Source organism: Serratia nevei (genome assembly GCF_037948395.1).
GTDB lineage: Bacteria > Pseudomonadota > Gammaproteobacteria > Enterobacterales > Enterobacteriaceae > Serratia > Serratia nevei.
Window position 1 is genome coordinate 717,847 of record NZ_CP149940.1, and the last position, 23,214, is coordinate 741,060.

Annotated in this window: 20 protein-coding genes; 18 read left to right on the forward strand and 2 right to left on the reverse strand. The window is 60.1% G+C overall.

Translation table 11 applies throughout. From position 1 onward, the window contains the following. Positions 1–15: 15 nt before the first annotated feature. Complete coding sequence (locus V8N38_RS03295) at positions 16–456, reverse strand: L-alanine exporter AlaE (protein WP_147839734.1); 441 nt, start codon at positions 454–456, stop codon at positions 16–18. A gap of 863 nt (positions 457–1,319) precedes the next feature. Between V8N38_RS03295 and mraZ the strand changes: the two genes are divergently transcribed. From mraZ to lpxC, 16 genes are all read left to right on the forward strand, one after another. Next, positions 1,320–1,778, forward strand: coding sequence for a division/cell wall cluster transcriptional repressor MraZ (gene mraZ, locus V8N38_RS03300; RefSeq protein ID WP_025159638.1), 459 nt, complete (start codon positions 1,320–1,322; stop codon positions 1,776–1,778). A 2-nt stretch (positions 1,779–1,780) separates the two neighbouring features. Then, positions 1,781–2,722, forward strand: a complete 942-nt coding sequence (gene rsmH / locus V8N38_RS03305) for a 16S rRNA (cytosine(1402)-N(4))-methyltransferase RsmH (RefSeq protein ID WP_049200285.1) — start codon at positions 1,781–1,783, stop codon at positions 2,720–2,722. Continuing rightward, on the forward strand, positions 2,719–3,039 hold the full coding sequence (gene ftsL / locus V8N38_RS03310) for a cell division protein FtsL (protein ID WP_015376645.1): 321 nt from the start codon (positions 2,719–2,721) through the stop codon (positions 3,037–3,039). The genes rsmH and ftsL overlap by 4 nt, the downstream gene beginning before the upstream one ends. Before the next feature lie 42 nt (positions 3,040–3,081). Then, complete coding sequence (locus V8N38_RS03315) at positions 3,082–4,845, forward strand: peptidoglycan glycosyltransferase FtsI (RefSeq protein WP_004932790.1); 1,764 nt, start codon at positions 3,082–3,084, stop codon at positions 4,843–4,845. Then, the gene (gene murE, locus V8N38_RS03320; protein WP_060422468.1) at positions 4,832–6,319 is read left to right on the forward strand and encodes a UDP-N-acetylmuramoyl-L-alanyl-D-glutamate--2,6-diaminopimelate ligase; all 1,488 of its coding nucleotides are present in this window, start codon (positions 4,832–4,834) and stop codon (positions 6,317–6,319) included. The genes V8N38_RS03315 and murE overlap by 14 nt, the downstream gene beginning before the upstream one ends. Next, positions 6,316–7,677 carry a UDP-N-acetylmuramoyl-tripeptide--D-alanyl-D-alanine ligase gene (gene murF, locus V8N38_RS03325; protein WP_147839735.1) on the forward strand — a complete coding sequence of 454 codons (1,362 nt, stop codon included), beginning with the start codon at positions 6,316–6,318 and terminating at the stop codon, positions 7,675–7,677. Before murE ends, murF begins: the two co-directional genes overlap by 4 nt. Beyond that, positions 7,671–8,753, forward strand: coding sequence for a phospho-N-acetylmuramoyl-pentapeptide-transferase (gene mraY / locus V8N38_RS03330; RefSeq protein ID WP_004932782.1), 1,083 nt, complete (start codon positions 7,671–7,673; stop codon positions 8,751–8,753). The genes murF and mraY overlap by 7 nt, the downstream gene beginning before the upstream one ends. A gap of 2 nt (positions 8,754–8,755) precedes the next feature. Further along, positions 8,756–10,075: a UDP-N-acetylmuramoyl-L-alanine--D-glutamate ligase gene (murD, locus tag V8N38_RS03335; RefSeq protein WP_025301569.1), complete on the forward strand. Its 1,320-nt coding sequence runs from the start codon at positions 8,756–8,758 to the stop codon at positions 10,073–10,075. Then, the gene (gene ftsW / locus V8N38_RS03340) at positions 10,072–11,274 is read left to right on the forward strand and encodes a cell division protein FtsW (RefSeq protein WP_038873480.1); all 1,203 of its coding nucleotides are present in this window, start codon (positions 10,072–10,074) and stop codon (positions 11,272–11,274) included. The genes murD and ftsW overlap by 4 nt, the downstream gene beginning before the upstream one ends. A 3-nt stretch (positions 11,275–11,277) precedes the next feature. After that, the gene (murG, locus tag V8N38_RS03345) at positions 11,278–12,342 is read left to right on the forward strand and encodes an undecaprenyldiphospho-muramoylpentapeptide beta-N-acetylglucosaminyltransferase (protein WP_060422475.1); all 1,065 of its coding nucleotides are present in this window, start codon (positions 11,278–11,280) and stop codon (positions 12,340–12,342) included. An 84-nt stretch (positions 12,343–12,426) separates the two neighbouring features. Next, positions 12,427–13,902: a UDP-N-acetylmuramate--L-alanine ligase gene (gene murC / locus V8N38_RS03350; RefSeq protein ID WP_025301571.1), complete on the forward strand. Its 1,476-nt coding sequence runs from the start codon at positions 12,427–12,429 to the stop codon at positions 13,900–13,902. Next, entirely contained in the window at positions 13,895–14,815 is a 921-nt protein-coding gene (locus V8N38_RS03355; protein ID WP_107226760.1) for a D-alanine--D-alanine ligase, read from the forward strand. The genes murC and V8N38_RS03355 overlap by 8 nt, the downstream gene beginning before the upstream one ends. A gap of 1 nt (position 14,816) precedes the next feature. Continuing rightward, positions 14,817–15,668: a cell division protein FtsQ gene (gene ftsQ, locus V8N38_RS03360; protein ID WP_004932761.1), complete on the forward strand. Its 852-nt coding sequence runs from the start codon at positions 14,817–14,819 to the stop codon at positions 15,666–15,668. Then, positions 15,665–16,921, forward strand: a complete 1,257-nt coding sequence (ftsA, locus tag V8N38_RS03365; RefSeq protein ID WP_004932758.1) for a cell division protein FtsA — start codon at positions 15,665–15,667, stop codon at positions 16,919–16,921. The genes ftsQ and ftsA overlap by 4 nt, the downstream gene beginning before the upstream one ends. A gap of 74 nt (positions 16,922–16,995) precedes the next feature. Further along, positions 16,996–18,150 carry a cell division protein FtsZ gene (gene ftsZ / locus V8N38_RS03370; protein WP_004932757.1) on the forward strand — a complete coding sequence of 385 codons (1,155 nt, stop codon included), beginning with the start codon at positions 16,996–16,998 and terminating at the stop codon, positions 18,148–18,150. Positions 18,151–18,253: 103 nt separating this feature from the next. Then, positions 18,254–19,171 carry a UDP-3-O-acyl-N-acetylglucosamine deacetylase gene (gene lpxC / locus V8N38_RS03375; RefSeq protein ID WP_004932754.1) on the forward strand — a complete coding sequence of 306 codons (918 nt, stop codon included), beginning with the start codon at positions 18,254–18,256 and terminating at the stop codon, positions 19,169–19,171. A gap of 104 nt (positions 19,172–19,275) precedes the next feature. On the opposite strand, the gene V8N38_RS03380 is transcribed toward lpxC, so the two are convergent. Then, entirely contained in the window at positions 19,276–19,791 is a 516-nt protein-coding gene (locus V8N38_RS03380; protein ID WP_033637110.1) for a DUF721 domain-containing protein, read from the reverse strand. Positions 19,792–19,817: 26 nt separating this feature from the next. Between V8N38_RS03380 and secM the strand changes: the two genes are divergently transcribed. Both secM and secA read left to right on the forward strand, forming a co-directional pair. Then, positions 19,818–20,348: a secA translation cis-regulator SecM gene (gene secM, locus V8N38_RS03385; RefSeq protein WP_038873490.1), complete on the forward strand. Its 531-nt coding sequence runs from the start codon at positions 19,818–19,820 to the stop codon at positions 20,346–20,348. 82 nt (positions 20,349–20,430) lie between these two features. After that, a complete protein-coding gene (secA, locus tag V8N38_RS03390) occupies positions 20,431–23,139 on the forward strand; it encodes a preprotein translocase subunit SecA (protein WP_038873493.1) in 2,709 nt (902 codons plus the stop codon). Positions 23,140–23,214: the final 75 nt, after the last annotated feature.

The window sequence follows — 23,214 nt, forward strand, 5'->3', positions numbered from 1 at the left end:
TGTCGGGCTCCTGGTTTAGACGTAGCCCACCACCCGGAACAGCCGCCGGCAATATTCCAGGAAATAGCCATACACCACGCCCATCGCCATGGAGACTAGCGCATTGCTGGTGACCGCCGCCAGCATTTGTTGACCGTCGGCGCCTACGCTCCACAGAATGGCGGCATAAACCGGCGATTGGAAGCTGACGTAGGCCAGCAGGTCGGCGAGGTTGCGCAGCACGAGCTGGCCGCGTGGACAGCGGCGCGCCGTGCGGATAAACAGATCGCGATAGCGACCGTAAGGCCAGGCGATCAGGATGTTGACCGGGATCGACAGCAGGCGCGAAGAGAGGGATTGCTGGAAGCTCATGCCGGAGATCAACACTTCTATCGCCATGCCGGCGATAAAGCAGTACACCACCAGTGCGAACGTATCGGCAGCGGCGCTACGCCAGTGAGCAGCGGGCGAAAGCATGTGTTATCTCCATTTGGTTAAAATTCTGTTAATTTATTAATTGTTGGCTGTTAAAGCTGCTTTTTTGCTTTTTATATAGTGTACTAATCTGCATTGTGTTTTTTAACTAGATTTATATTTTTATTTTTAACATTTGTTCGGTTTTTGTCCCGCAGAACCGGGCGATAGGAGAGGGTAGAGAGATTAAAATCGGCAATTTAAAATAAATTCATTAAAAACATACGGTTGCGATTTTGGGCGTCGAATGGGGATTTTTTCCGGCAAAAATTGTGGAAATAAAGGTGTAAGAAAATGAAACCATAATTGTAAACAGGTATTTTGGGAATAATCTTACCAAATTGATTTAAATCGAAATTACTTCTGCTCGTAATATCCGAACCATTTATTTTTATCGCGGCCGCATCACGGCCGTGCAAATTGAAGTAAAATAGCGCCCGGTTTTACGGTGAATAACGATTGAGCGTTATTAACTCAAGGAGTTATGGCCTTATTCCGCGATCGGTTCGCCCAACGCCGAGCCTTGGCGGGCGCGGCTCGCCAGCGGTTACCGCACTGAGATTGCCGAGCTGAAAAATGAGACATGGCTTGCAGAAGGAAGTAATGAGTTAATTAATCGCCAGTTCGTCAGGTTTTTAATCAGATTCTTTCCGCTTAGAAAATTCTCTCCGTTTATCATGGTGTTAATTTTTAATCGTCGAATAATCAGAGTTTCTTTCGCGAGTCAGCTCCCAAAATGACCAGAGAAATATTGCCAAAGCGCTGGCGCTCTGGCTTGACAAGGTTTTCATACCCTCCGTAAACTCCATTGTGTGGGAATTTGTGGGGTAAAGTGGTGAAAACGGTCTCTAAGGGGTAGCTCAGGAATGTTCCGTGGAGCGACGATGGTCAACCTCGACAGCAAAGGGCGGCTTGCCGTACCTACCCGATATCGGGAATTGCTCAACGAGGAATCGCAAGGCCAAATGGTCTGTACCATTGACCTCCATCAGCCCTGCCTGCTGCTTTATCCTTTGCCCGAATGGGAAATTATTGAACAAAAATTATCACGTCTGTCGAGCATGAATCCCGCCGAGCGCCGCGTTCAGCGCCTGCTGCTGGGGCATGCCAGTGAGTGTCAGATGGATAGTGCCGGTCGTTTGCTGTTAGCCAATACGCTGCGGCAACACGCCGGGCTCACGAAAGAAGTGATGCTGGTCGGTCAGTTCAACAAGTTTGAACTGTGGGATGAACAGACCTGGTATCAACAAGTCAAGGATGATATTGACGCTGAACAGTCGACTCAGGAACCGTTGTCTGAGCGGCTACAGGACTTGTCGCTATAAGCATGTTGGAAAACTATAAACACACCACCGTCCTGCTGGACGAAGCCGTCAACGGCCTCAACATCCGCAGCAACGGCATATATATCGACGGTACTTTTGGTCGCGGTGGCCATTCTCGTCTGATTCTGTCCCAGCTGGGGCCGGAAGGGCGCTTGCTGGCGATTGACCGTGACCCTCAGGCGATTGCAGCCGCCAAATCTATTGAAGATCCTCGTTTTACCATCGTACACGGCCCATTCTCCGAGTTGTCGCACTACGTGCGGGAACGTGAATTGGTGGGCAAGATCGACGGCGTTCTGCTCGATCTGGGCGTTTCTTCGCCGCAGCTTGACGACGCAGAGCGCGGATTCTCCTTTATGCGCGACGGTCCGCTGGACATGCGCATGGATCCGTCCACCGGCCTGTCCGCCGCAGAGTGGCTGATGAAGGCCGAAGCGGACGACATCGCTTGGGTGCTGAAAACCTTTGGCGAAGAGCGTTTCGCCAAGCGCATCGCACGCGCCATCGTGGAAAGAAACCGCGTGGAGCCGATGACGCGCACCAAAGAGTTGGCGGATCTGATTGCCGATGCCAGTCCGTTCCGTGAAAAGCACAAGCATCCGGCGACGCGCAGCTTCCAGGCGATTCGTATCTATATCAACAGCGAGCTGGAAGAGATCGAGCGTGCGCTCGACGGCGCGCTGGAAGTGCTGGCCCCACAGGGCCGTTTGTCGATCATCAGCTTCCACTCGCTGGAAGACCGCATCGTCAAACGCTTTATGCGTCACCATAGCCGCGGCGCCCAGGTGCCGGCGGGCATTCCGTTGACCGAAGAGCAACTGCGCAGCATGGGCGGGCGAACGCTGAAAGCGCTGGGCAAAATGATGCCTTCGGAAGCGGAAGTGGCGGACAACCCGCGTGCGCGCAGCTCGGTGCTGCGTATTGCTGAGAGGATGCCCGCGTGATCGGCAACGAACGCCACGGTTTGGTCGGGGTTATTGGCGGCGACCTGCTGCGCAACGCCAAGATCCCCCTGATTTTACTGATTGCGTCACTGGTCTCCGCGATTTTCGTGGTGACCACCGCGCACCGCACCCGCCTGCTGACCGCCGAGCGCGAACAGCTGGTTCTGGAGCGCGATGCGCTGGATATCGAGTGGCGCAACCTGATTTTAGAAGAGAACGCCCTCGGCGATCACAGCCGGGTTGAACGTATCGCGACAGAAAAACTGCAGATGCAACACGTTGATCCATCGCAGGAAAATATCATCGTTAAACAATGAATGGTTTAACCGGAATAATGACACGGAGTAGAAAGGAAACGCATGAAAGCAGCGCGCCCCGGTAAGTTGAGACGCCAGGAAGATCAGGCCAGCTTTGTCAGCTGGCGTTTTGCGTTGCTGTGCGGCTGCATTTTGCTGGCGATGGTTGGCCTGATGCTGCGCGTCGCGTACCTGCAGGTCATCAACCCCGATCGTCTGGTGAAAGAAGGCGACATGCGTTCGCTGCGCGTGCAGGAAGTGCCGACCGCGCGCGGCATGATCAGCGATCGCGCCGGCCGTCCGTTGGCGGTCAGCGTGCCGGTCAATGCGGTGTGGGCGGATCCGAAAGAGCTGAACGAGCGCGGCGGTATCACGCTGGACAGCCGTTGGAAAGCGCTTTCTGATGCGCTGAACATCCCGCTGGACCAACTCTCCAACCGCATCAACGCCAACCCGAAAGGGCGCTTCGTTTATCTGGCGCGCCAGGTGAACCCGGCGATCGGCGACTACATCCACAAGCTCAAGCTGCCGGGGATCTACCTGCGGCAGGAGTCGCGCCGGTACTACCCGGCGGGGCAGGTGACGTCGCACATCATCGGCGTGACCAACATCGACGGACAAGGCATTGAAGGCGTCGAGAAGAGCTTCGACCGCTGGCTGACCGGGCAACCGGGCGAGAGAACGGTGCGTAAGGACCGCTTCGGCCGGGTCATCGAAGATATTTCCTCCGTAGACAGCCAGGCGGCGCACAACCTGGTGCTGAGCGTCGATGAACGCCTGCAGGCGCTGGTGTATCGCGAGCTGAACAACGCGGTGGCGTTCAACAAGGCCGAGTCGGGCACTGCGGTGCTGATCGACGTGAACACCGGCGAAGTGCTGGCGATGGCCAACAGCCCGTCTTACAACCCGAACAACATGGCCGGTACGCCGAAAGAGACCATGCGTAACCGTGCTATCACCGATATTTTTGAACCCGGTTCAACCGTGAAGCCGATGGTGGTGATGACCGCGCTGCAAAACGGCGTGGTGAGAGAAAACAGTGTGTTGAACACCATCCCGTACCGCATTCAGGGCCACGAGATCAAAGACGTGGCGCGGTACTCGGAGCTGTCATTGACCGGGATCTTGCAGAAGTCGAGTAACGTCGGTGTTTCAAAGCTGGCGTTAGCGATGCCGTCCTCAGCGTTAGTAGATACTTACTCTCGTTTTGGGCTGGGAAAAGCGACCAATTTGGGGCTGGTCGGAGAAAGCAGTGGCATATACCCAAAAAAACAACGGTGGTCTGACATAGAGAGGGCCACCTTCTCTTTCGGCTACGGGCTGATGGTAACTCCGTTACAGTTGGCGCGAGTCTATGCAACGATCGGCAGCCTGGGCGTATATCGCCCATTGTCGATCACCAAGGTTGACCCTCCGGTCGCCGGCGAACGCGTTTTCCCTGAACCTCTGGTGCGCACCGTGGTGCACATGATGGAAAGCGTGGCCTTGCCGGGCGGCGGCGGCGTGAAAGCCGCCATCAAGGGATACCGTATTGCCATCAAAACCGGTACCGCGAAAAAAGTGGGCCCGGACGGCAAATACGTCAACCGATACATCGCTTATACCGCCGGCGTCGCGCCGGCAAGTAACCCCCGTTTTGCCCTGGTGGTCGTCATCAACGACCCTCAGGGGGGGAAATACTATGGTGGCGCAATCTCCGCGCCGGTGTTCGGTGCCATCATGGGCGGCGTATTGCGCACCATGAACGTCGAGCCTGACGCGTTGCCTACCGGTGACAAAAGCGAATTAGTGATTAACAAGAAAGAGGGTTCAGGTGGCAGATCGTAATTTGCGCGACTTACTCGCCCCGTGGGTGCCGACGGCACCCGGGCGCGCGCTGCGGGAAATGACATTAGACAGCCGTGTGGCGGCTGCCGGGGATCTGTTTGTCGCCGTTGTCGGCCATCAAACGGATGGACGCCGCTATATTCCGCAGGCCATCGCGCAGGGCGTCTCCGCCGTGATCGCCGAAGCTGACGGTCAGGCCGAAGACGGCGCCATCATTGAAATGCATGGCGTGCCGGTGATCTACCTGAGCCAACTGAACCAGCGCCTTTCCGCGCTGGCCGGGCGTTTTTACCACCAGCCGGGCGAGCGTCTGCGTCTGGTCGGCGTGACCGGTACCAACGGCAAAACCACCACCACCCAACTGCTGGCGCAGTGGAGCCAACTGCTGGGCGAAACCAGCGCGGTGATGGGCACCGTCGGCAACGGCCTGCTGGGCCAGGTGTGCCCGACCGAGAATACCACCGGTTCTGCGGTGGATGTTCAACACGTATTAAACGATTTGGCGGAACAGGGCGCGACCTTCGCCGCCATGGAAGTCTCTTCCCACGGTCTGGTGCAACACCGGGTGGCGGCGCTGCCGTTCGCCGCGGCGGTCTTCACCAACCTGAGCCGCGATCACCTGGATTACCACGGTGACATGGCCAATTACGAGGCGGCCAAATGGTCGCTGTTCGCCGCCCACAGCGTGGGGCAGGCGATCATCAACGCCGACGATGAAGTCGGTCTGCGCTGGCTGAGCAAGCTGCCGGATGCGGTGGCGGTGACGATGCAGGGTAACCTGCAGCCGGGCGGCCACGGCCGCTGGCTGAAAACCACGGCGGTCGATTATCACGACAACGGGGCCACCGTTCGTTTCAGCTCCAGCTGGGGCGATGGCGAGATCGAAAGCCGCCTGATGGGCGCTTTCAACGTCAGCAACCTGCTGCTGGCCTTGGCGACGCTGCTGTCGCTGGGCTATCCGCTGGAGGCGCTGGTGGAAACCGGCAGCCGCCTGCAGCCGGTCTGTGGCCGCATGGAAGTGTTTAACGCGCCGGGCAAACCGACGGTAGTGGTGGATTACGCCCACACGCCGGATGCGCTGGAGAAAGCGTTGGAAGCCGCGCGCCTGCACTGCCAGGGGCAGCTGTGGTGCGTGTTCGGCTGCGGCGGCGATCGCGACAAGGGCAAGCGTCCGCTGATGGGCGGCATCGCCGAGCAGTTCGCCGATCGCGTGGTGATCACCGATGACAACCCGCGTACCGAAGAGCCGCGCGCGATTATCAACGATATCCTGACCGGATTGCTGGACGCCGGGCAGGCGCTGGTGATCCACGGCCGCGCCGAAGCGGTGACCAGCGCCATCATGCAGGCGCAGGAACAGGATGTGGTGTTGGTGGCAGGCAAAGGCCACGAAGATTATCAGTTGGTGGGCAACCGCCGCCTGGATTACTCCGACCGCACGACGGTCGCCCGACTGCTGGGGGTGCTGGCATGATCCCTGTCTCTCTTCAGACACTGGCTGAGGTATTGAGCGCTGAACTGATCGGCGCCGATTGCCAAATTGTCGAGGTGACGACAGACACCCGCAAGGTGACCGCCGGTTGCCTGTTTGTGGCGCTGAAAGGCGAGCGTTTCGACGCTCACGACTTTGCGGCGGATGCCGTAGCCGCAGGTGCCGGGGCGCTGCTGGTCAGTAAGCGCTTATTGGTGGACGCGCCGCAGCTGGTGGTGCAAGACACCCGTCTGGCGCTGGGGCAGCTTGGCGCCTGGGTGCGTCAGCAGGTGCCGGCGCGCGTGGTGGCGCTGACCGGTTCCTCGGGCAAGACCTCGGTGAAAGAAATGACCGCCGCCATTCTGCGCGAATGCGGCGAAGTGCTGTATACCGCCGGCAACTTCAATAACGACATCGGCGTGCCGCTGACGCTGTTGCGTCTGGAGCCGCAGCATGATTTTGCCGTGATAGAGCTGGGCGCTAACCATATTGGCGAAATCGCTTACACCACCGCACTGACGCGTCCGCAGACCGCTTTGGTGAACAACCTGGCGGCGGCGCACCTGGAAGGCTTCGGCTCGCTGGCCGGCGTCGCCCAGGCGAAAGGTGAAATCTTTACCGGCCTGCCGGCCGACGGCGTGGCGATCATCAACGCCGATAACAACGACTGGCCGCACTGGCAGAGCATGCTGGGCGACAAAACCGTCTGGCGCTTCTCGCCGCAGGCTGCCGAAGGCGTGGACTTCTTCGCGGATAACGTGCGGGTGAACGGTGCAGGCACGCAGTTCACGCTGCACAGCCCGTTCGGCACCGCCGAGATCGCGCTGCCGCTGCCGGGGCGCCACAACGTGGCCAATGCGCTGGCGGCGACCGCGCTGGCGACGTCGGTAGGCGCCACCCTCGAAGCGGTGCGTCAGGGGTTGAAACAACTGCAGGCGGTGCCGGGGCGTCTGTTCCCGGTGGCGCTGGCCGAAGGCAAGCTGCTGCTGGACGACAGCTATAACGCCAACGTCGGGTCGATGACCGCGGCGGCGCAGGTGCTGGCAGAGATGCCGGGCTACCGCGTGATGGTGGTCGGCGATATGGCCGAGCTGGGCGCGGAAGCGGAAGAGTGCCACCGTCAGGTGGGCGAAGCCGCCCGTCTGGCCGGCGTCGACAAGGTGATCAGCGTCGGCGGTTTGAGCCGCGTGCTGAGCGAAGCGTCCGGCAACGGCGAACATTATCAAGACAAGACAGCAGTGATCGCGCGCGTGGCGGAATTACTGTCGGAACATGCGGTCATTACCGTGTTAATCAAAGGTTCACGTAGTGCCGCAATGGAGCAGGTAGTACGCGCGTTACAGGAGAAAGCACCATGTTAGTTTGGCTGGCCGAGCATTTGGTCAAGTATTACTCAGGCTTCAACGTCTTTTCTTATCTGACGTTCCGAGCCATTGTCAGCCTGCTGACCGCACTGTTCCTGTCGCTGTGGATGGGCCCTCGGGTGATCAAGCGCCTGCAAGAAATGTCCTTCGGCCAGGTGGTGCGTAACGACGGCCCCGAGTCGCACTTCAGCAAGCGCGGCACGCCGACCATGGGCGGCATCATGATCCTGACCTCCATCACCATTTCGGTGCTGATGTGGGCTTACCCGTCCAACCCGTATGTCTGGTGCGTGCTGTTCGTGCTGGTGGGTTACGGCATCGTCGGCTTCGTCGACGACTACCGCAAGGTGGTGCGTAAGGACACCAAAGGGCTGATCGCCCGCTGGAAGTATTTCTGGCAGTCGGTGATTGCGCTGATTGTCGCATTCGCCATGTACGCCGTAGGAAAAGACACGCCAGCCACCGAGCTGGTTGTGCCGTTCTTTAAGGACGTGATGCCGCAGCTGGGCCTGCTGTACATCCTGCTGGCCTATTTCGTGATCGTCGGCACCAGCAACGCGGTCAACCTGACCGACGGCCTGGACGGCCTGGCTATCATGCCGACGGTATTCGTGGCGGCCGGCTTCGCGCTGGTGGCCTGGGCGACCGGTAACATGAACTTCGCCAACTACCTGCATATTCCGTATCTGCGTCATGCCGGTGAGTTGGTGATCGTGTGTACCGCCATCGTCGGCGCCGGCCTCGGGTTCCTGTGGTTCAACACTTACCCGGCCCAGGTGTTTATGGGCGACGTCGGTTCGTTGGCGCTGGGCGGCGCGCTGGGCACCATCGCGGTGCTGCTGCGTCAGGAGTTCTTGTTGGTGATCATGGGCGGCGTATTCGTGGTAGAGACGCTGTCGGTGATCCTGCAGGTGGGATCGTTCAAGCTGCGCGGGCAACGCATTTTCCGCATGGCGCCGATTCACCACCACTATGAATTGAAAGGCTGGCCTGAGCCGCGCGTTATCGTGCGCTTCTGGATCATTTCGCTGATGCTGGTGCTGATTGGCCTGGCAACGCTGAAGGTGCGTTAATCATGGCAGACTATCAGGGTAGAAAAGTCGTCATCATCGGGTTGGGCCTCACCGGCCTGTCCTGCGTCGATTTCTTCATGGCGCGCGGTGTGACGCCGCGCGTGATGGATACCCGTATCGCGCCGCCAGGCTTGGACAAACTGCCTGAGAGCGTGGAGCGTCATCTGGGCGATCTGAATCAGGACTGGCTGCTGGCGGCGGATCTGATCGTTGCCAGCCCGGGCGTCGCGCTGGCGACCCCGGCATTGAGCGCCGCGGCGGATGCCGGCGTGGAAATCGTCGGCGACGTCGAACTGTTCTGCCGTGAAGCGCAGGCGCCGATCGTGGCGATCACCGGCTCCAACGGCAAAAGCACCGTCACCACCCTGGTGGGCGAGATGGCGAAAGCCGCCGGTTGGGCGGTGGGCGTGGGCGGCAATATCGGCCTGCCGGCGCTGAGCCTGCTGCGTCAGGAATGCCAGCTTTACGTGCTGGAGCTGTCCAGCTTCCAGCTGGAAACGACGTATAGCCTGCGGGCGGCGGCGGCGACCATCCTGAACGTGACCGAAGATCATATGGATCGCTATCCGTTCGGCCTGCAGCAGTATCGCGGCGCCAAGCTGCGCGTGTATGAAAACGCCGCCGTGTGCGTGGTGAACGCAGACGATGCACTGACCATGCCGGTGCGCGGCGCCGACGAGCGCTGCGTCAGCTTCGGCGCCGACGTGGGCGACTATCACCTGAACCGTCAGCAGGGGGAAACCTGGCTGCGGGTGCGCGGTGAGAAAGTGCTGAATACGCGCGAGATGAAACTGACCGGCCGCCACAACTACACCAACGCCCTGGCAGCGTTGGCGTTGGCGGATGCGGTCAATATCCCGCGCGCGTCCAGCCTGAAGGCGCTGACCACCTTCACCGGCCTGGCGCACCGCTTCCAGCTGGCCTGGGAGCACAACGGCGTGCGTTGGATCAACGACTCCAAAGCCACCAACGTCGGCAGCACCGAAGCGGCGCTGAACGGCCTGCAGGTAGACGGCACGTTGCATTTGCTGCTGGGCGGCGACGGCAAGTCCGCCGATTTCTCGCCGCTGGCGCGCTATCTGCAGGGCGACAACGTGCGTCTGTACTGCTTTGGCCGCGACGGCGCCCAGCTGGCACAGCTGCGGCCGGAGGTGGCGACGCTGACCGAGACCATGGAGCAGGCGATGCGCACCATCGCCGGCCGCGTACAGCCTGGCGACATGGTATTGCTGTCGCCGGCCTGCGCCAGCCTCGATCAGTTCCGTAATTTTGAAGTGCGCGGCGATGAGTTCGCCCGCCTGGCGCAGGAGCTTGGCGGATGAAACTACGCTTGCCGAACTTCGGGCTGACAGAACGACTGAAAGACTGGGTGACCGGCGCGCGCGACAACGACGCGGTCAACATGGTGCTGTACGATCGCACCCTGCTGTGGCTGACCTTCGGGTTGGCGATCATCGGCTTCGTGATGGTGACCTCGGCGTCGATGCCGATCGGCCAACGCCTGGCGGACGATCCGTTCCTGTTCGCCAAACGCGACGCGCTGTACCTCGGCCTGGCGTTCGGCCTGTCGCTGGTGACGCTGCGCGTCCCGATGGAGATTTGGCAGCGCTACAGCAACGTGATGCTGCTGATGTCGATCGTGATGCTGCTGATCGTGCTGGTGGTGGGGAGTTCGGTGAACGGGGCCTCGCGCTGGATCGCGCTCGGCCCGCTGCGTATTCAGCCGGCGGAGCTGTCCAAGCTGTCGCTGTTCTGCTACCTGGCGAGCTATCTGGTGCGCAAGGTGGAAGAGGTACGCAGCAACTTCTGGGGCTTCTGCAAGCCGATGGGCGTGATGGTGGTGCTGGCAGTGCTGCTGCTGGCGCAGCCGGACCTCGGTACCGTGGTAGTGCTGTTCATCACCACGCTGGCGATGCTGTTCCTGGCCGGCGCGAAAATGTGGCAGTTCCTGGCGATCATCGGCTCCGGCGTGTTCGCCGTGGTGCTGCTGATCATCGCGGAACCGTACCGTATGCGCCGCGTGACGTCGTTCTGGAACCCGTGGGCCGATCCGTTCGGCAGCGGCTACCAGCTGACCCAGTCGCTGATGGCGTTCGGCCGCGGCGAGTTCTGGGGACAGGGGCTCGGCAACTCGGTGCAGAAACTGGAGTATTTGCCGGAAGCACACACCGACTTCATCTTCTCCATTTTGGGTGAAGAACTGGGCTATATCGGTGTGGTTTTAGCCCTGTTAATGGTATTCTTCGTCGCTTTTCGCGCGATGTCCATCGGGCGCCGCGCGCTGGAGATCGACCAACGCTTCTCCGGCTTCCTGGCCTGCGCGATCGGCGTATGGTTCAGCTTCCAGGCGCTGGTTAACGTCGGCGCCGCCGCGGGCATGCTGCCGACCAAAGGTCTGACGCTGCCGCTGATCAGTTACGGCGGCTCGAGCTTGCTGATTATGTCGACGGCCATCGTGCTGTTGCTGCGAATTGATTATGAAACGCGCCTGACCAAGGCTCAGGCGTTTGTGAAGAGGTAAGGGATGAGCGGGAAACCTAAGCGTTTAATGGTGATGGCAGGCGGTACCGGCGGGCACGTGTTCCCGGGGCTGGCGGTCGCGCATCATCTGATGGCGCAGGGCTGGCAGGTGCGCTGGCTCGGAACCGCAGACCGAATGGAAGCCGATCTGGTGCCGAAGCACGGGATCGAGATTGATTTTATCCGCATCTCCGGCCTGCGCGGCAAAGGCCTGAAGGCCCAGCTGACTGCGCCGCTGCGGATCTGGCAGGCGGTGCGTCAGGCGAAAGCCATCATGCGCAGCTATCAGCCGGACGTGGTGCTGGGGATGGGCGGTTACGTTTCCGGCCCCGGCGGCCTGGCAGCCTGGCAGTGCGGCATCCCGGTGGTGCTGCACGAGCAGAACGGCATCGCCGGCTTGACCAACCGCTGGCTGGCGCGCATCGCCGCCAAAGTGATGCAGGCCTTCCCCGGCGCATTCCCGAACGCCGAGGTGGTGGGCAACCCGGTACGTACCGACGTGTTGGCGCTGCCGTTGCCGGCGGAGCGGTTGCAGGGGCGCGAAGGCCCGATCCGCGTGCTGGTGATTGGCGGAAGTCAGGGCGCGCGCGTGCTGAATCAGACAGTTCCTGAAGTCGCGGCGCGTTTGGGCGATAGAATTACGCTCTGGCATCAGGTTGGCAAGGGCGCGCTGGAAACGGTGCTGAGCGACTACGAAAGGGTAGGGCAGACGCAGCACAAGGTGACCGAGTTCATCGACGACATGGCCGCCGCCTACGCCTGGGCCGACGTGGTGGTCTGCCGCTCCGGCGCGTTGACCGTCAGCGAAATCGCGGCAGCGGGGCTGCCGGCGATCTTCGTGCCGTTCATGCACAAGGACCGTCAGCAGTACTGGAACGCGCGTCCGCTGGAAGAAGCCGGCGCGGCGAAGATTATCGAACAGCCGCAGTTCAACGCCGATGTGGTGGCTGAACTGCTGGCGAGCTGGGATCGCAAGACGCTGCTGGCCATGGCCGAGAAAGCGCGCGCGGTCGCCATTCCGGACGCCACCGAGCGCGTGGCGGCGGAGCTGGTGCGGCTCGCCAAGTAACGAGTGCAGGGGTTCGGTGCGCCGAACCTGAATAAAAGCAATGTGATGTAGGGCCGGGGTACCGGATCCGGATTAGAGAGAGTGATGAATACACAACAACTGGCGAAACTACGTACTATCGTGCCCGAGATGCGTCGCGTCCGGCACATTCACTTTGTCGGCATCGGTGGCGCCGGCATGGGTGGTATCGCCGAAGTGTTGGCAAACGAAGGGTATCAGATCAGCGGCTCCGACCTGGCGCCGAATCCGGTCACCCAACAGTTGAGCGCGCTCGGGGCGACGATTTATTTCAATCACCGTCCGGAAAACGTGCTGGATGCGAGCGTAGTGGTGGTGTCTACCGCCATCTCCGCCGACAACCCGGAGATCGTCGCCGCCCGTGAAGCGCGCATCCCGGTGATCCGCCGCGCAGAAATGCTGGCGGAGCTGATGCGTTTTCGCCACGGCATCGCTATCGCCGGCACGCACGGCAAAACCACCACCACGGCGATGGTTTCGAGCATTTACGCCGAAGCCCGCCTGGACCCGACCTTCGTCAACGGCGGGCTGGTGAAGGCGGCGGGCACCCACGCGCGACTGGGGTCCAGCCGTTATCTGATCGCGGAAGCGGATGAGAGCGATGCGTCGTTCCTGCATCTGCAGCCGATGGTGGCCGTGGTCACCAACATCGAAGCCGACCATATGGACACTTACCAGGGCGACTTCGAGAACCTGAAGCAGACGTTTATCAATTTCTTGCACAACCTGCCGTTCTACGGCCGTGCGGTGATGTGCATCGACGATCCGGTCGTGCGCGAGCTGTTGCCGCGCGTGGGTCGCCACATCACCACCTATGGCTTCAGTGAAGATGCCGATGTGCGCATCGAAGACTACCGGCAGATTGGGCCGCAGGGGCACTTTACCCTGAGCCGTCAGGACAAACCGTTGCTGACGGTGACGCTGAACGCGCCGGGCCGCCACAATGCGTTGAACGCGGCGGCGGCGGTGGCGGTGGCAACCGAAGAAGGCATCGACGACGAAGATATCCTGCGCGCGCTGGCGGGCTTCCAGGGCACCGGGCGTCGCTTCGATTTCCTCGGCGAGTTCCCGCTGGAGCCGGTCAACGGCAAAGCGGGCAGCGCGATGCTGGTGGACGACTACGGCCACCATCCGACCGAGGTGGACGCCACGCTGAAAGCGGCGCGCGCCGGCTGGCCAGACAAGCGTTTGGTGATGATCTTCCAGCCGCACCGTTATACGCGCACCCGCGATCTGTACGACGATTTCGCCAACGTGCTGTCGCAGGTGGATGTGCTGCTGATGCTCGACGTGTACGCCGCTGGCGAAGCGCCGATCCCGGGCGCGGACAGCCGTTCGCTGTGCCGCACCATCCGCAGCCGCGGCAAGCTGGATCCGATACTGGTTTCCGATGCCGATACCGTGCCGGAAACCCTGGCGCAGCTGCTGCAGGATGAAGACTTGGTGCTGGTGCAAGGCGCCGGCAACGTGGGCAAAATCGCCCGTAAACTGGCCGAGCTGAAGCTGCAGCCGCCGAAGAAAGAGGAGGAGCACCATGGCTGATAAAGTTGCAGTTCTGCTGGGCGGCACCTCCGCTGAACGTGAAGTCTCTCTGCAATCCGGTGCCGCGGTGCTGGCCGGGTTGCGCGAAGCCGGTATCGATGCGCACGGCGTCGATACCCGCGATTTCCCGGTGACCCAGCTGAAAGAGCAGGGGTTCACCAAAGTGTTTATCGCGCTGCATGGCCGCGGCGGCGAGGACGGCACCCTGCAGGGGCTGCTGGAGTTCCTCGAACTGCCTTATACCGGCAGCGGTGTGATGGCCTCGGCGCTGACCATGGACAAATGGCGCACCAAAATGGTGTGGCAGTCGATGGGTTTGCCGGTGGCGCCTTACGTGGCGCTGAATCGCCAGCTGTACCTCAGCGGCGAAAAAGCGGCGCTGCTGGCGCGCGTGGCGGAGCTCGGCCTGCCGCTGATCGTCAAGCCGAGCCGTGAAGGTTCCAGCGTCGGCATGAGCAAGGTCACCGAAAGCGCCGCGTTGGAAGCCGCGTTGGAAGAGGCCTTCCGCCATGATGACGACGTATTGGTGGAGAAGTGGCTGAGCGGCCCGGAATATACCGTGGCGATGCTGGGCGACCAGGTTCTGCCGTCGATCCGCATCCAGCCGGCCGGCGTGTTTTACGACTACCAGGCCAAGTACATTTCGGACGACACGCAGTACTTCTGCCCGAGCGGTTTGAGCGCCGAGCAGGAAGCCGAGATGGCGGCGTTGGCGCTGCGCGCCTATCGCGGCCTGGACTGCAGCGGCTGGGGCCGCGTCGACGTGATGCAAGACAGCGATGGCAGCTTCTATCTGCTTGAGGTGAACACCTCTCCGGGCATGACCAGTCATAGCCTGGTGCCGATGGCGGCGCGCCAGTTTGGATTAAGCTTCTCGCAGTTGGTGGCGAGAATTTTGGAGTTGGCCGACTGATATGTCGCAAGCTGCCCTGAATGCGCGCGATCGCGAGGTGGATAACGGCCCGCGCCGCAGCAATGGAACCCAGTTGGCGGGAATGATTTTCCTGCTGATGGTGTTGGGAACGGTCGTGTGGAGCGGTTGGGCGGTGCTTGGCTGGATGAAAGACGCCAGTCGCCTGCCGCTCTCAAGGCTGGTGGTGACCGGCGAACGCCACTACACCACCAACGATGATATTCGTCAGGCGATCCTGGCGCTGGGCGCGCCCGGCACCTTTATGACGCAGGATGTGGACGTCATCCAGCAGCAGATCGAACGTCTGCCGTGGATCAAGCAGGCCAGCGTGCGCAAACAATGGCCGGATGAGCTGAAGATCCATCTGGTGGAGTACGTCCCGGTGGCGCGCTGGAACGATTTGCACATGGTGGACGCCGAAGGCAAAGCGTTCAGCGTGCCGGCGGAGCGGGCGGGCAAACAGAAGTTGCCGCTGCTCTACGGGCCGGAAGGGAGCGAGCAGGATGTGCTGGAAGGCTATCGGGCGATGAGCGCCACGTTGGCGGCCAGCAAATATACGCTGAAAATGGCGGCGATGACCGCGCGCCATTCCTGGCAGCTGGCGCTGGACAACGATGTCCGGCTTGAGCTGGGGCGAGATGACCGCAACGGGCGTTTGCAGCGGTTTATCGAGCTTTACCCGGTATTGCAGCAGCAGGGCCAGGCGGAGAGCAAGCGTGTCAGCTATGTCGATCTGCGCTACGAGTCCGGCGCTTCGGTAGGGTGGGCTCCGGTGTTGGTCGATCCGCAGGCGCTTGGCGGTCAGCAAAACAGTAATCAGCAACAGAATCAGGCACAGGCAAAACAACAATGATCAAGTCGACGGACAGAAAACTGGTAGTTGGACTGGAGATCGGTACTGCAAAAGTCTCCGCGTTGGTAGGGGAAGTTCTGCCCGATGGCATGGTCAACATTATCGGGGTGGGCAGCTGCCCGTCTCGCGGCATGGATAAGGGTGGCGTAAACGACCTGGAGTCGGTGGTGAAGTGCGTACAGCGCGCCATCGATCAGGCCGAGCTGATGGCGGACTGCCAGATCTCCTCGGTGTACCTGGCGCTGTCGGGCAAACACATCAGCTGCCAGAACGAAATCGGCATGGTGCCGATCTCGGAAGAGGAAGTGACGCAGGACGACGTGGAGAACGTGGTGCACACCGCCAAATCGGTGCGCGTGCGCGACGAACACCGCATTCTGCACGTGATTCCTCAGGAATACGCCATCGATTATCAGGAAGGCATCAAAAACCCGGTTGGGCTGTCCGGCGTGCGTATGCAGGCCAAGGTGCATCTGATTACCTGCCATAACGATATGGCGAAGAACATCGTCAAGGCCGTGGAACGTTGCGGCCTGAAAGTTGACCAACTTATTTTCGCCGGTCTGGCCGCGAGCTACGCGGTGCTGACTGAAGATGAACGCGAACTCGGCGTTTGCGTGGTGGATATCGGCGGCGGCACCATGGATATGGCGGTGTACACCGGCGGTGCGCTGCGCCACACCAAAGTGATCCCTTATGCCGGGAACGTGGTCACCAGCGATATCGCCTACGCCTTCGGCACGCCGCCGACCGACGCGGAAGCGATTAAAGTTCGACACGGCTGTGCGCTTGGGTCGATTGTTAGCAAGGATGAGAATGTAGAGGTGCCTAGCGTCGGGGGACGTCCTCCGCGCAGTCTGCAAAGACAGACGCTGGCTGAAGTCATTGAGCCACGCTACACCGAACTGTTGAATCTGGTTAACGATGAAATTTTGCAATTGCAGGAGCAACTGCGTCAGCAAGGGGTGAAGCATCATCTGGCAGCCGGTATCGTGCTGACCGGTGGCGCCGCCCAGATTGATGGCCTGGCAGCCTGTGCGCAACGGGTGTTCCACACCCAGGTACGCATCGGCCAACCCTTGAACATCACGGGTCTGACGGATTATGCGCAGGAGCCTTACTACTCGACAGCGGTAGGTCTGCTGCACTATGGAAAAGAGTCTCACCTGAGCGGTGAGACGGAAGTAGAAAAACGCGCCTCGGTGGGCAATTGGTTTAAACGCATCAATAGCTGGCTGAGAAAAGAGTTTTAATGTTTCAACAAAGAGATCATGCTGAGTAATCTTTTTATGATCTCGCAGCGACAGGCACAAAACGGAGAGAAACTATGTTTGAACCAATGGAACTAACCAATGACGCGGTGATTAAAGTCATCGGCGTCGGCGGCGGCGGTGGCAATGCCGTTGAACACATGGTGCGCGAGCGCATCGAAGGTGTTGAATTCTTCGCTGTGAACACGGACGCCCAGGCGCTCCGCAAAACGGCGGTTGGCCAAACCATCCAGATCGGTAGCGGTATTACCAAAGGTCTGGGTGCGGGCGCGAACCCGGAAGTGGGTCGCAATTCAGCGGAAGAAGACCGCGAAGCCCTGCGCGCAGCGCTGGACGGCGCAGACATGGTCTTCATCGCGGCCGGCATGGGCGGCGGTACCGGTACCGGTGCGGCACCAGTGGTGGCTGAAGTGGCTAAAGATTTGGGTATTCTGACCGTGGCCGTGGTGACCAAGCCTTTTAACTTCGAAGGCAAGAAGCGCATGGCATTCGCGGAGCAGGGTATCGCTGAGCTGTCCAAACACGTGGACTCGCTGATCACCATCCCGAACGATAAATTGCTGAAAGTTCTGGGTCGCGGCATCTCTCTGCTGGACGCGTTCGGCGCGGCCAACGACGTGCTGAAAGGCGCGGTGCAGGGTATCGCCGAGCTGATCACCCGTCCGGGCCTGATGAACGTCGACTTCGCCGACGTGCGCACCGTGATGTCCGAAATGGGCTACGCGATGATGGGTTCCGGCGTGGCTTGCGGTGAAGACCGTGCCGAAGAAGCGGCCGAAATGGCGATCTCCAGCCCACTGCTGGAAGACATCGACCTGTCCGGCGCGCGCGGCGTGCTGGTCAACATCACCGCCGGCTTCGACCTGCGTCTGGATGAGTTCGAAACCGTGGGTAACACCATCCGTGCGTTCGCGTCCGACAACGCTACCGTGGTTATCGGTACCTCGCTGGATCCGGAAATGAACGACGAACTGCGCGTAACCGTGGTTGCAACCGGTATCGGTATGGACAAACGTCCTGAAATCACCCTGGTGACCAATAAGCAGGCCAGCCAGCCGGTGATGGATCACCGTTATCAGCAGCACGGCATGTCGCCTCTGCCGCAGGAAGTGAAACCTGCCGCCAAGGTGGTCAACGACCAAGCTGCGCAGCCGAATAAAGAGCCCGACTATCTTGATATTCCAGCCTTCCTGCGTAAACAGGCAGACTAAGAATATCCTGAGAATTTGGAATCTCCGCTCTTTGTGCTAAACTGTCCCGCCGGCCATGCTGTATGCTTGGCTGGTAGGATGGATAACATTGCGAGATAAAACGATGATCAAACAAAGGACATTAAAACGTATTGTTCAGGCGACTGGCGTCGGTTTGCATACCGGCAAGAAAGTCACGCTGACAATGCGCCCAGCGCCGGCTAATACCGGGGTCATCTATCGTCGCACTGACTTGAATCCACCGGTTGATTTTCCGGCTGATGCAAAATCCGTGCGTGATACCATGCTCTGTACTTGCCTGGTGAATGAGCATGACGTGCGTATTTCGACCGTTGAGCACCTCAACGCCGCGCTGGCTGGGTTGGGCATCGACAACATCGTTATCGAAGTCGACGCCGCTGAAATCCCAATCATGGACGGCAGCGCCAGTCCGTTCGTGTTCTTGCTGCTGGATGCCGGCATCGAAGAACTGAACTCGGCGAAGAAATTCCTGCGTCTGAAAGAGACCGTGCGTGTTGAAGATGGCGACAAATGGGCCGAGCTGTCCCCGCATAACGGGTTCCGCCTGGACTTCACCATCGACTTCAACCACCCGGCTATCGACGCCAGCTCTCAGCGCTATCGTCTCGATTTCTCGGCTGAGTCGTTCGTTCGTCAAATCAGCCGCGCGCGCACCTTTGGATTTATGCGCGACATCGAATACCTGCAGTCCCGCGGCCTGGCCTTGGGCGGCAGCTTCGATTGCGCTATCGTGGTGGATGACTACCGCGTGCTGAACGAAGACGGCCTGCGTTTCGAAGACGAGTTCGTACGTCACAAAATGCTGGACGCCATCGGCGACCTGTTCATGTGCGGCCACAACATCATTGGCGCGTTCACCGCGTTCAAGTCTGGCCACGCGCTGAACAACAAACTGCTGCAGGCCGTGCTGGCCAAGCAGGAAGCGTGGGAATACGTGACCTTCCAGGACGAAGCCGAAATGCCGCTGGCATTCAAGGCACCGTCCACCGTATTGGCGTAAGGTCTGAATTCCTCGCCTGCTGCGAATAACGGCAGGCGCATCCTCTGAGAGCCTGAGAATTCAGGCTCGTGATGCCGTCTGATGTTTTGCAGCTGTGTCGCTGATTACTTATCACGACTGGTTGTGTTGGTACCCTCTCCGGCCAATGCAGCCAGCCGTTCCAATATCTTGCGCAGTTTCTCCGGGCTACGGCTCGCCAATCCTCTCAGTTCTTCCGCACTTTCCAGACTCAAATGCCGCATCGGCACGGGTTTTTCCGGCGCTTTCTCTGCGTTTTGCACCTGGTGGCTGCCTTTCGCCATCAAGGCCGGATTAATCCTGATGTCGATCGACGACAATGATGGTAGAATTTGCGCTCGTAGTGCAGACAGCAAAGCGGGTTGTTCGTAGCGCAAGCGCATCATCCAACTGGCATTTGCCGTTTCGAGCACTAAAATACCCTGTCGGAAATTCGCGACGCGGCACCAGGGATGCAGGGGAGCAGGCAACAGGCCCTTCACTGCACGGTTAAGCTTGAGCAGCGCCACCGCGCGTTGCTGGACGTTATGCAGCGGCCCTTTGCTGCCGGCAGACGCGTCGTCGAACAGGACATCTAATAATTGTGGACGGCTATCGCGCATAATGGGCTCCGGCGGATTATAAACTCGTGATCGGTATTCTAAATCGTTGGCGACAATTTGGCAGACGTTATTTCTGGCCCCATCTCCTGTTAGGGATGGTTGCGGCCACGCTTGGCGCGTCTTCCAATTTGCCCGGCGCCCCCGATCAGGCCGCACTGCCGAATACGTCGTCCAGCCTTAACCGGCAAAATTCGGCCAACGGCACCTTCAACAGCCTGGCCCTGCTGCAGGACGCGCACCGTCGTCCTACCTTCAGCGTAGATTACTGGCAGCAACATGCGCTGCGCACCGTCATTCGTCACCTCTCTTTCGCGCTGGCGCCGCAGGCGGTTTATGCGCGGGTGCAGGAGAGCGAAGCCGAAGCCGAACCGCCTTTGCAGGTAGCGCAACTGGCGCTGCTTTCTACCCTCAACGCGCTGCTGACGCACGAGCCGAAGCCGCCGACCATCATTCGCCATACCCACCTTGAGGTGCTGCCAACGCTGGCACGGCACCAGACCGGCCTGTGGGTGGCGCAGGTACAGGGCATTCGCGCCGGGCCTGCCGCGCTCGTCTGACTCCGCCCTCAGGGCACAAAAACCATAAATAATAGCAAGTTGACTGCCGTATTCGGCCGTCATGACAGAGATATCAAACATCATGTTAGTGAAATTATTAACCAAAGTTTTTGGCAGCCGTAACGATCGTACCCTGCGCCGCATGCGCAAAGTGGTTGAGCAGATCAACCGCATGGAACCGGACATGGAAAAACTGTCCGATGACGAACTGAAAGCGAAAACCAACGAGTTCCGTGCGCGCCTGGAGAAAGGTGAGTCGCTGGAAAGCCTGATCCCGGAAGCCTTCGCCGTAGTGCGTGAGGCGAGCAAGCGCGTGTTTGGCATGCGTCACTTCGACGTGCAACTGCTGGGCGGCATGGTGCTGAACGACCGCTGCATCGCCGAGATGCGTACCGGTGAAGGTAAAACCCTGACCGCGACGCTGCCGGCCTACCTGAACGCCCTGAGCGGCCGCGGCGTGCACGTCGTGACCGTCAACGACTATCTGGCGCAGCGTGACGCCGAAAACAACCGTCCGCTGTTCGAGTTCCTCGGCCTGAGCATCGGCATCAACCTGCCGGGCATGCCGGCGCCGGCCAAGCGTGAAGCTTACGCCGCTGACATCACCTACGGCACCAACAACGAATACGGCTTCGACTACCTGCGCGACAACATGGCGTTCAGCCCGGAAGAGCGTGTGCAGCGCAAACTGCACTATGCGTTGGTGGATGAGGTGGACTCCATCCTGATCGATGAAGCGCGTACGCCACTGATCATCTCCGGCCCGGCCGAAGACAGCTCCGAGATGTACATCAAGGTCAACAAGCTGATCCCTAAACTGATCCGCCAGGAGAAAGAAGACTCCGACACCTTCAAGGGTGAAGGGCACTTCTCGGTGGATGAGAAGGCGCGTCAGGTCCACCTGACCGAACGCGGCCTGATCCTGATCGAAGAGATGCTGGTGGAAGCCGGCATCATGGATGAGGGCGAATCGCTGTACTCGCCGACCAACATCATGCTGATGCACCACGTTACCGCCGCGCTGCGCGCCCACGTGCTGTTCACCCGCGACGTTGACTACATCGTGAAAGACGGCGAAGTGATCATCGTCGACGAGCACACCGGGCGTACCATGCAGGGCCGCCGCTGGTCCGACGGCCTGCACCAGGCGGTGGAAGCCAAAGAAGGCGTGGAGATCCAGAACGAGAACCAGACGCTGGCTTCGATCACCTTCCAGAACTACTTCCGTCTGTACGAGAAGCTGGCCGGGATGACCGGTACCGCCGATACCGAAGCCTTCGAATTCAGCTCGATCTACAAGCTGGACACCATCGTGGTGCCAACCAACCGTCCGATGATCCGTAAGGACATGCCGGATCTGGTGTACATGACCGAGAAAGAGAAGATCGGCGCCATCATCGAAGACATCCGCGAGCGTACCGCCAAAGGCCAGCCGGTGCTGGTGGGTACCATCTCAATCGAGAAATCCGAAGTGGTTTCCCATGAGCTGACCAAAGCGGGCATCGAGCACAAGGTGCTGAACGCCAAATTCCACGCCATGGAGGCGGACATCGTCGCCCAGGCCGGCCAGAGCGGTGCGGTAACCATCGCCACCAACATGGCGGGCCGTGGTACCGATATCGTGCTGGGTGGCAGCTGGCAGGCCGAAGTGGCGTTGTTGGAAGAGCCGACCGAAGAGCAGATCGAGGCCATCAAAGCGGCCTGGAAAGTGCGCCATGACGCGGTGCTGGCGGCGGGCGGCCTGCATATCATCGGCACCGAGCGCCATGAATCGCGCCGTATCGATAATCAGCTGCGCGGCCGTTCCGGTCGTCAGGGCGATGCCGGTTCATCCCGCTTCTACCTGTCGATGGAAGATGCCCTGATGCGTATCTTCGCGTCGGATCGCGTGTCCGGCATGATGCGCAAACTGGGTATGAAAGAAGGCGAAGCGATTGAGCACCCGTGGGTGACCAAGGCGATCGCCAACGCCCAGCGCAAGGTAGAGAGCCGCAACTTCGACATCCGTAAGCAGCTGCTGGAATACGACGACGTCGCTAACGATCAGCGCCGCGCCATCTACAGCCAGCGTAACGAATTGCTGGACGTGTCCGACGTGAGCGAAACCATCGCCAGCATCCGCGAGGACGTGTTCAAGAGCACCATCGACAACTACATTACGCCGCAGTCGCTGGAAGAAGAGTGGGACATTCAGGGGTTGGAAGAGCGCCTGAAGAACGACTTCGATCTGGAGATGCCGATCGCACAATGGCTGGACAAAGAGCCGGAGCTGCACGAAGAGACGCTGCGCGAACGCATTCTGGAGAACGCCAAAGAGCAGTACCAGCGTAAGGAAGAAGTGGTCGGCAGCGAAATGATGCGCAACTTCGAGAAGGGCGTGATGCTGCAGACGCTGGATTCCCTGTGGAAAGAGCACCTGGCGGCGATGGACTACCTGCGTCAGGGTATTCACCTGCGCGGCTATGCGCAGAAGGATCCTAAGCAGGAGTACAAGCGTGAATCCTTCAACATGTTCGCCACTATGCTGGAATCGCTGAAATATGAAGTGATCAGCGTGCTGAGCAAGGTTCAGGTGCGGATGCCGGAAGAGGTGGAAGCGCTGGAACAGCAGCGCCGTGAAGAGGCCGAGCGCCTGGCGCAGCACCAACAGCTGAGCCACCACGACGAGAACGCGCTGGTGACCGAAGATCCGAACGCGCCGGCGACCGCCGAGCGTAAAGTGGGCCGCAACGATCCGTGCCCATGCGGTTCCGGCAAGAAATACAAGCAGTGCCACGGCCGCCTGCAGTAATGCCGGCTGCGATTAATCGATAATACCCAGGGGTTCAGCTTGCTGAGCCCCTGTTTTTTGACACCCATCAGGAGG

What these genes read in the sequence shown, in the direction of transcription:
- V8N38_RS03295 (WP_147839734.1), bottom strand. Translation starts at nt 456, where the DNA reads ATGCTTTCGCCCGCTGCTCACTGGCGTAGCGCCGCTGCCGATACGTTC.
- mraZ (WP_025159638.1), top strand. Translation starts at nt 1,320, where the DNA reads ATGTTCCGTGGAGCGACGATGGTCAACCTCGACAGCAAAGGGCGGCTT.
- rsmH (WP_049200285.1), top strand. Translation starts at nt 1,781, where the DNA reads ATGTTGGAAAACTATAAACACACCACCGTCCTGCTGGACGAAGCCGTC.
- V8N38_RS03315 (WP_004932790.1), top strand. Translation starts at nt 3,082, where the DNA reads ATGAAAGCAGCGCGCCCCGGTAAGTTGAGACGCCAGGAAGATCAGGCC.
- murF (WP_147839735.1), top strand. Translation starts at nt 6,316, where the DNA reads ATGATCCCTGTCTCTCTTCAGACACTGGCTGAGGTATTGAGCGCTGAA.
- mraY (WP_004932782.1), top strand. Translation starts at nt 7,671, where the DNA reads ATGTTAGTTTGGCTGGCCGAGCATTTGGTCAAGTATTACTCAGGCTTC.
- murD (WP_025301569.1), top strand. Translation starts at nt 8,756, where the DNA reads ATGGCAGACTATCAGGGTAGAAAAGTCGTCATCATCGGGTTGGGCCTC.
- ftsW (WP_038873480.1), top strand. Translation starts at nt 10,072, where the DNA reads ATGAAACTACGCTTGCCGAACTTCGGGCTGACAGAACGACTGAAAGAC.
- murG (WP_060422475.1), top strand. Translation starts at nt 11,278, where the DNA reads ATGAGCGGGAAACCTAAGCGTTTAATGGTGATGGCAGGCGGTACCGGC.
- murC (WP_025301571.1), top strand. Translation starts at nt 12,427, where the DNA reads ATGAATACACAACAACTGGCGAAACTACGTACTATCGTGCCCGAGATG.
- V8N38_RS03355 (WP_107226760.1), top strand. Translation starts at nt 13,895, where the DNA reads ATGGCTGATAAAGTTGCAGTTCTGCTGGGCGGCACCTCCGCTGAACGT.
- ftsQ (WP_004932761.1), top strand. Translation starts at nt 14,817, where the DNA reads ATGTCGCAAGCTGCCCTGAATGCGCGCGATCGCGAGGTGGATAACGGC.
- ftsA (WP_004932758.1), top strand. Translation starts at nt 15,665, where the DNA reads ATGATCAAGTCGACGGACAGAAAACTGGTAGTTGGACTGGAGATCGGT.
- ftsZ (WP_004932757.1), top strand. Translation starts at nt 16,996, where the DNA reads ATGTTTGAACCAATGGAACTAACCAATGACGCGGTGATTAAAGTCATC.
- lpxC (WP_004932754.1), top strand. Translation starts at nt 18,254, where the DNA reads ATGATCAAACAAAGGACATTAAAACGTATTGTTCAGGCGACTGGCGTC.
- V8N38_RS03380 (WP_033637110.1), bottom strand. Translation starts at nt 19,791, where the DNA reads ATGCGCGATAGCCGTCCACAATTATTAGATGTCCTGTTCGACGACGCG.
- secA (WP_038873493.1), top strand. Translation starts at nt 20,431, where the DNA reads ATGTTAGTGAAATTATTAACCAAAGTTTTTGGCAGCCGTAACGATCGT.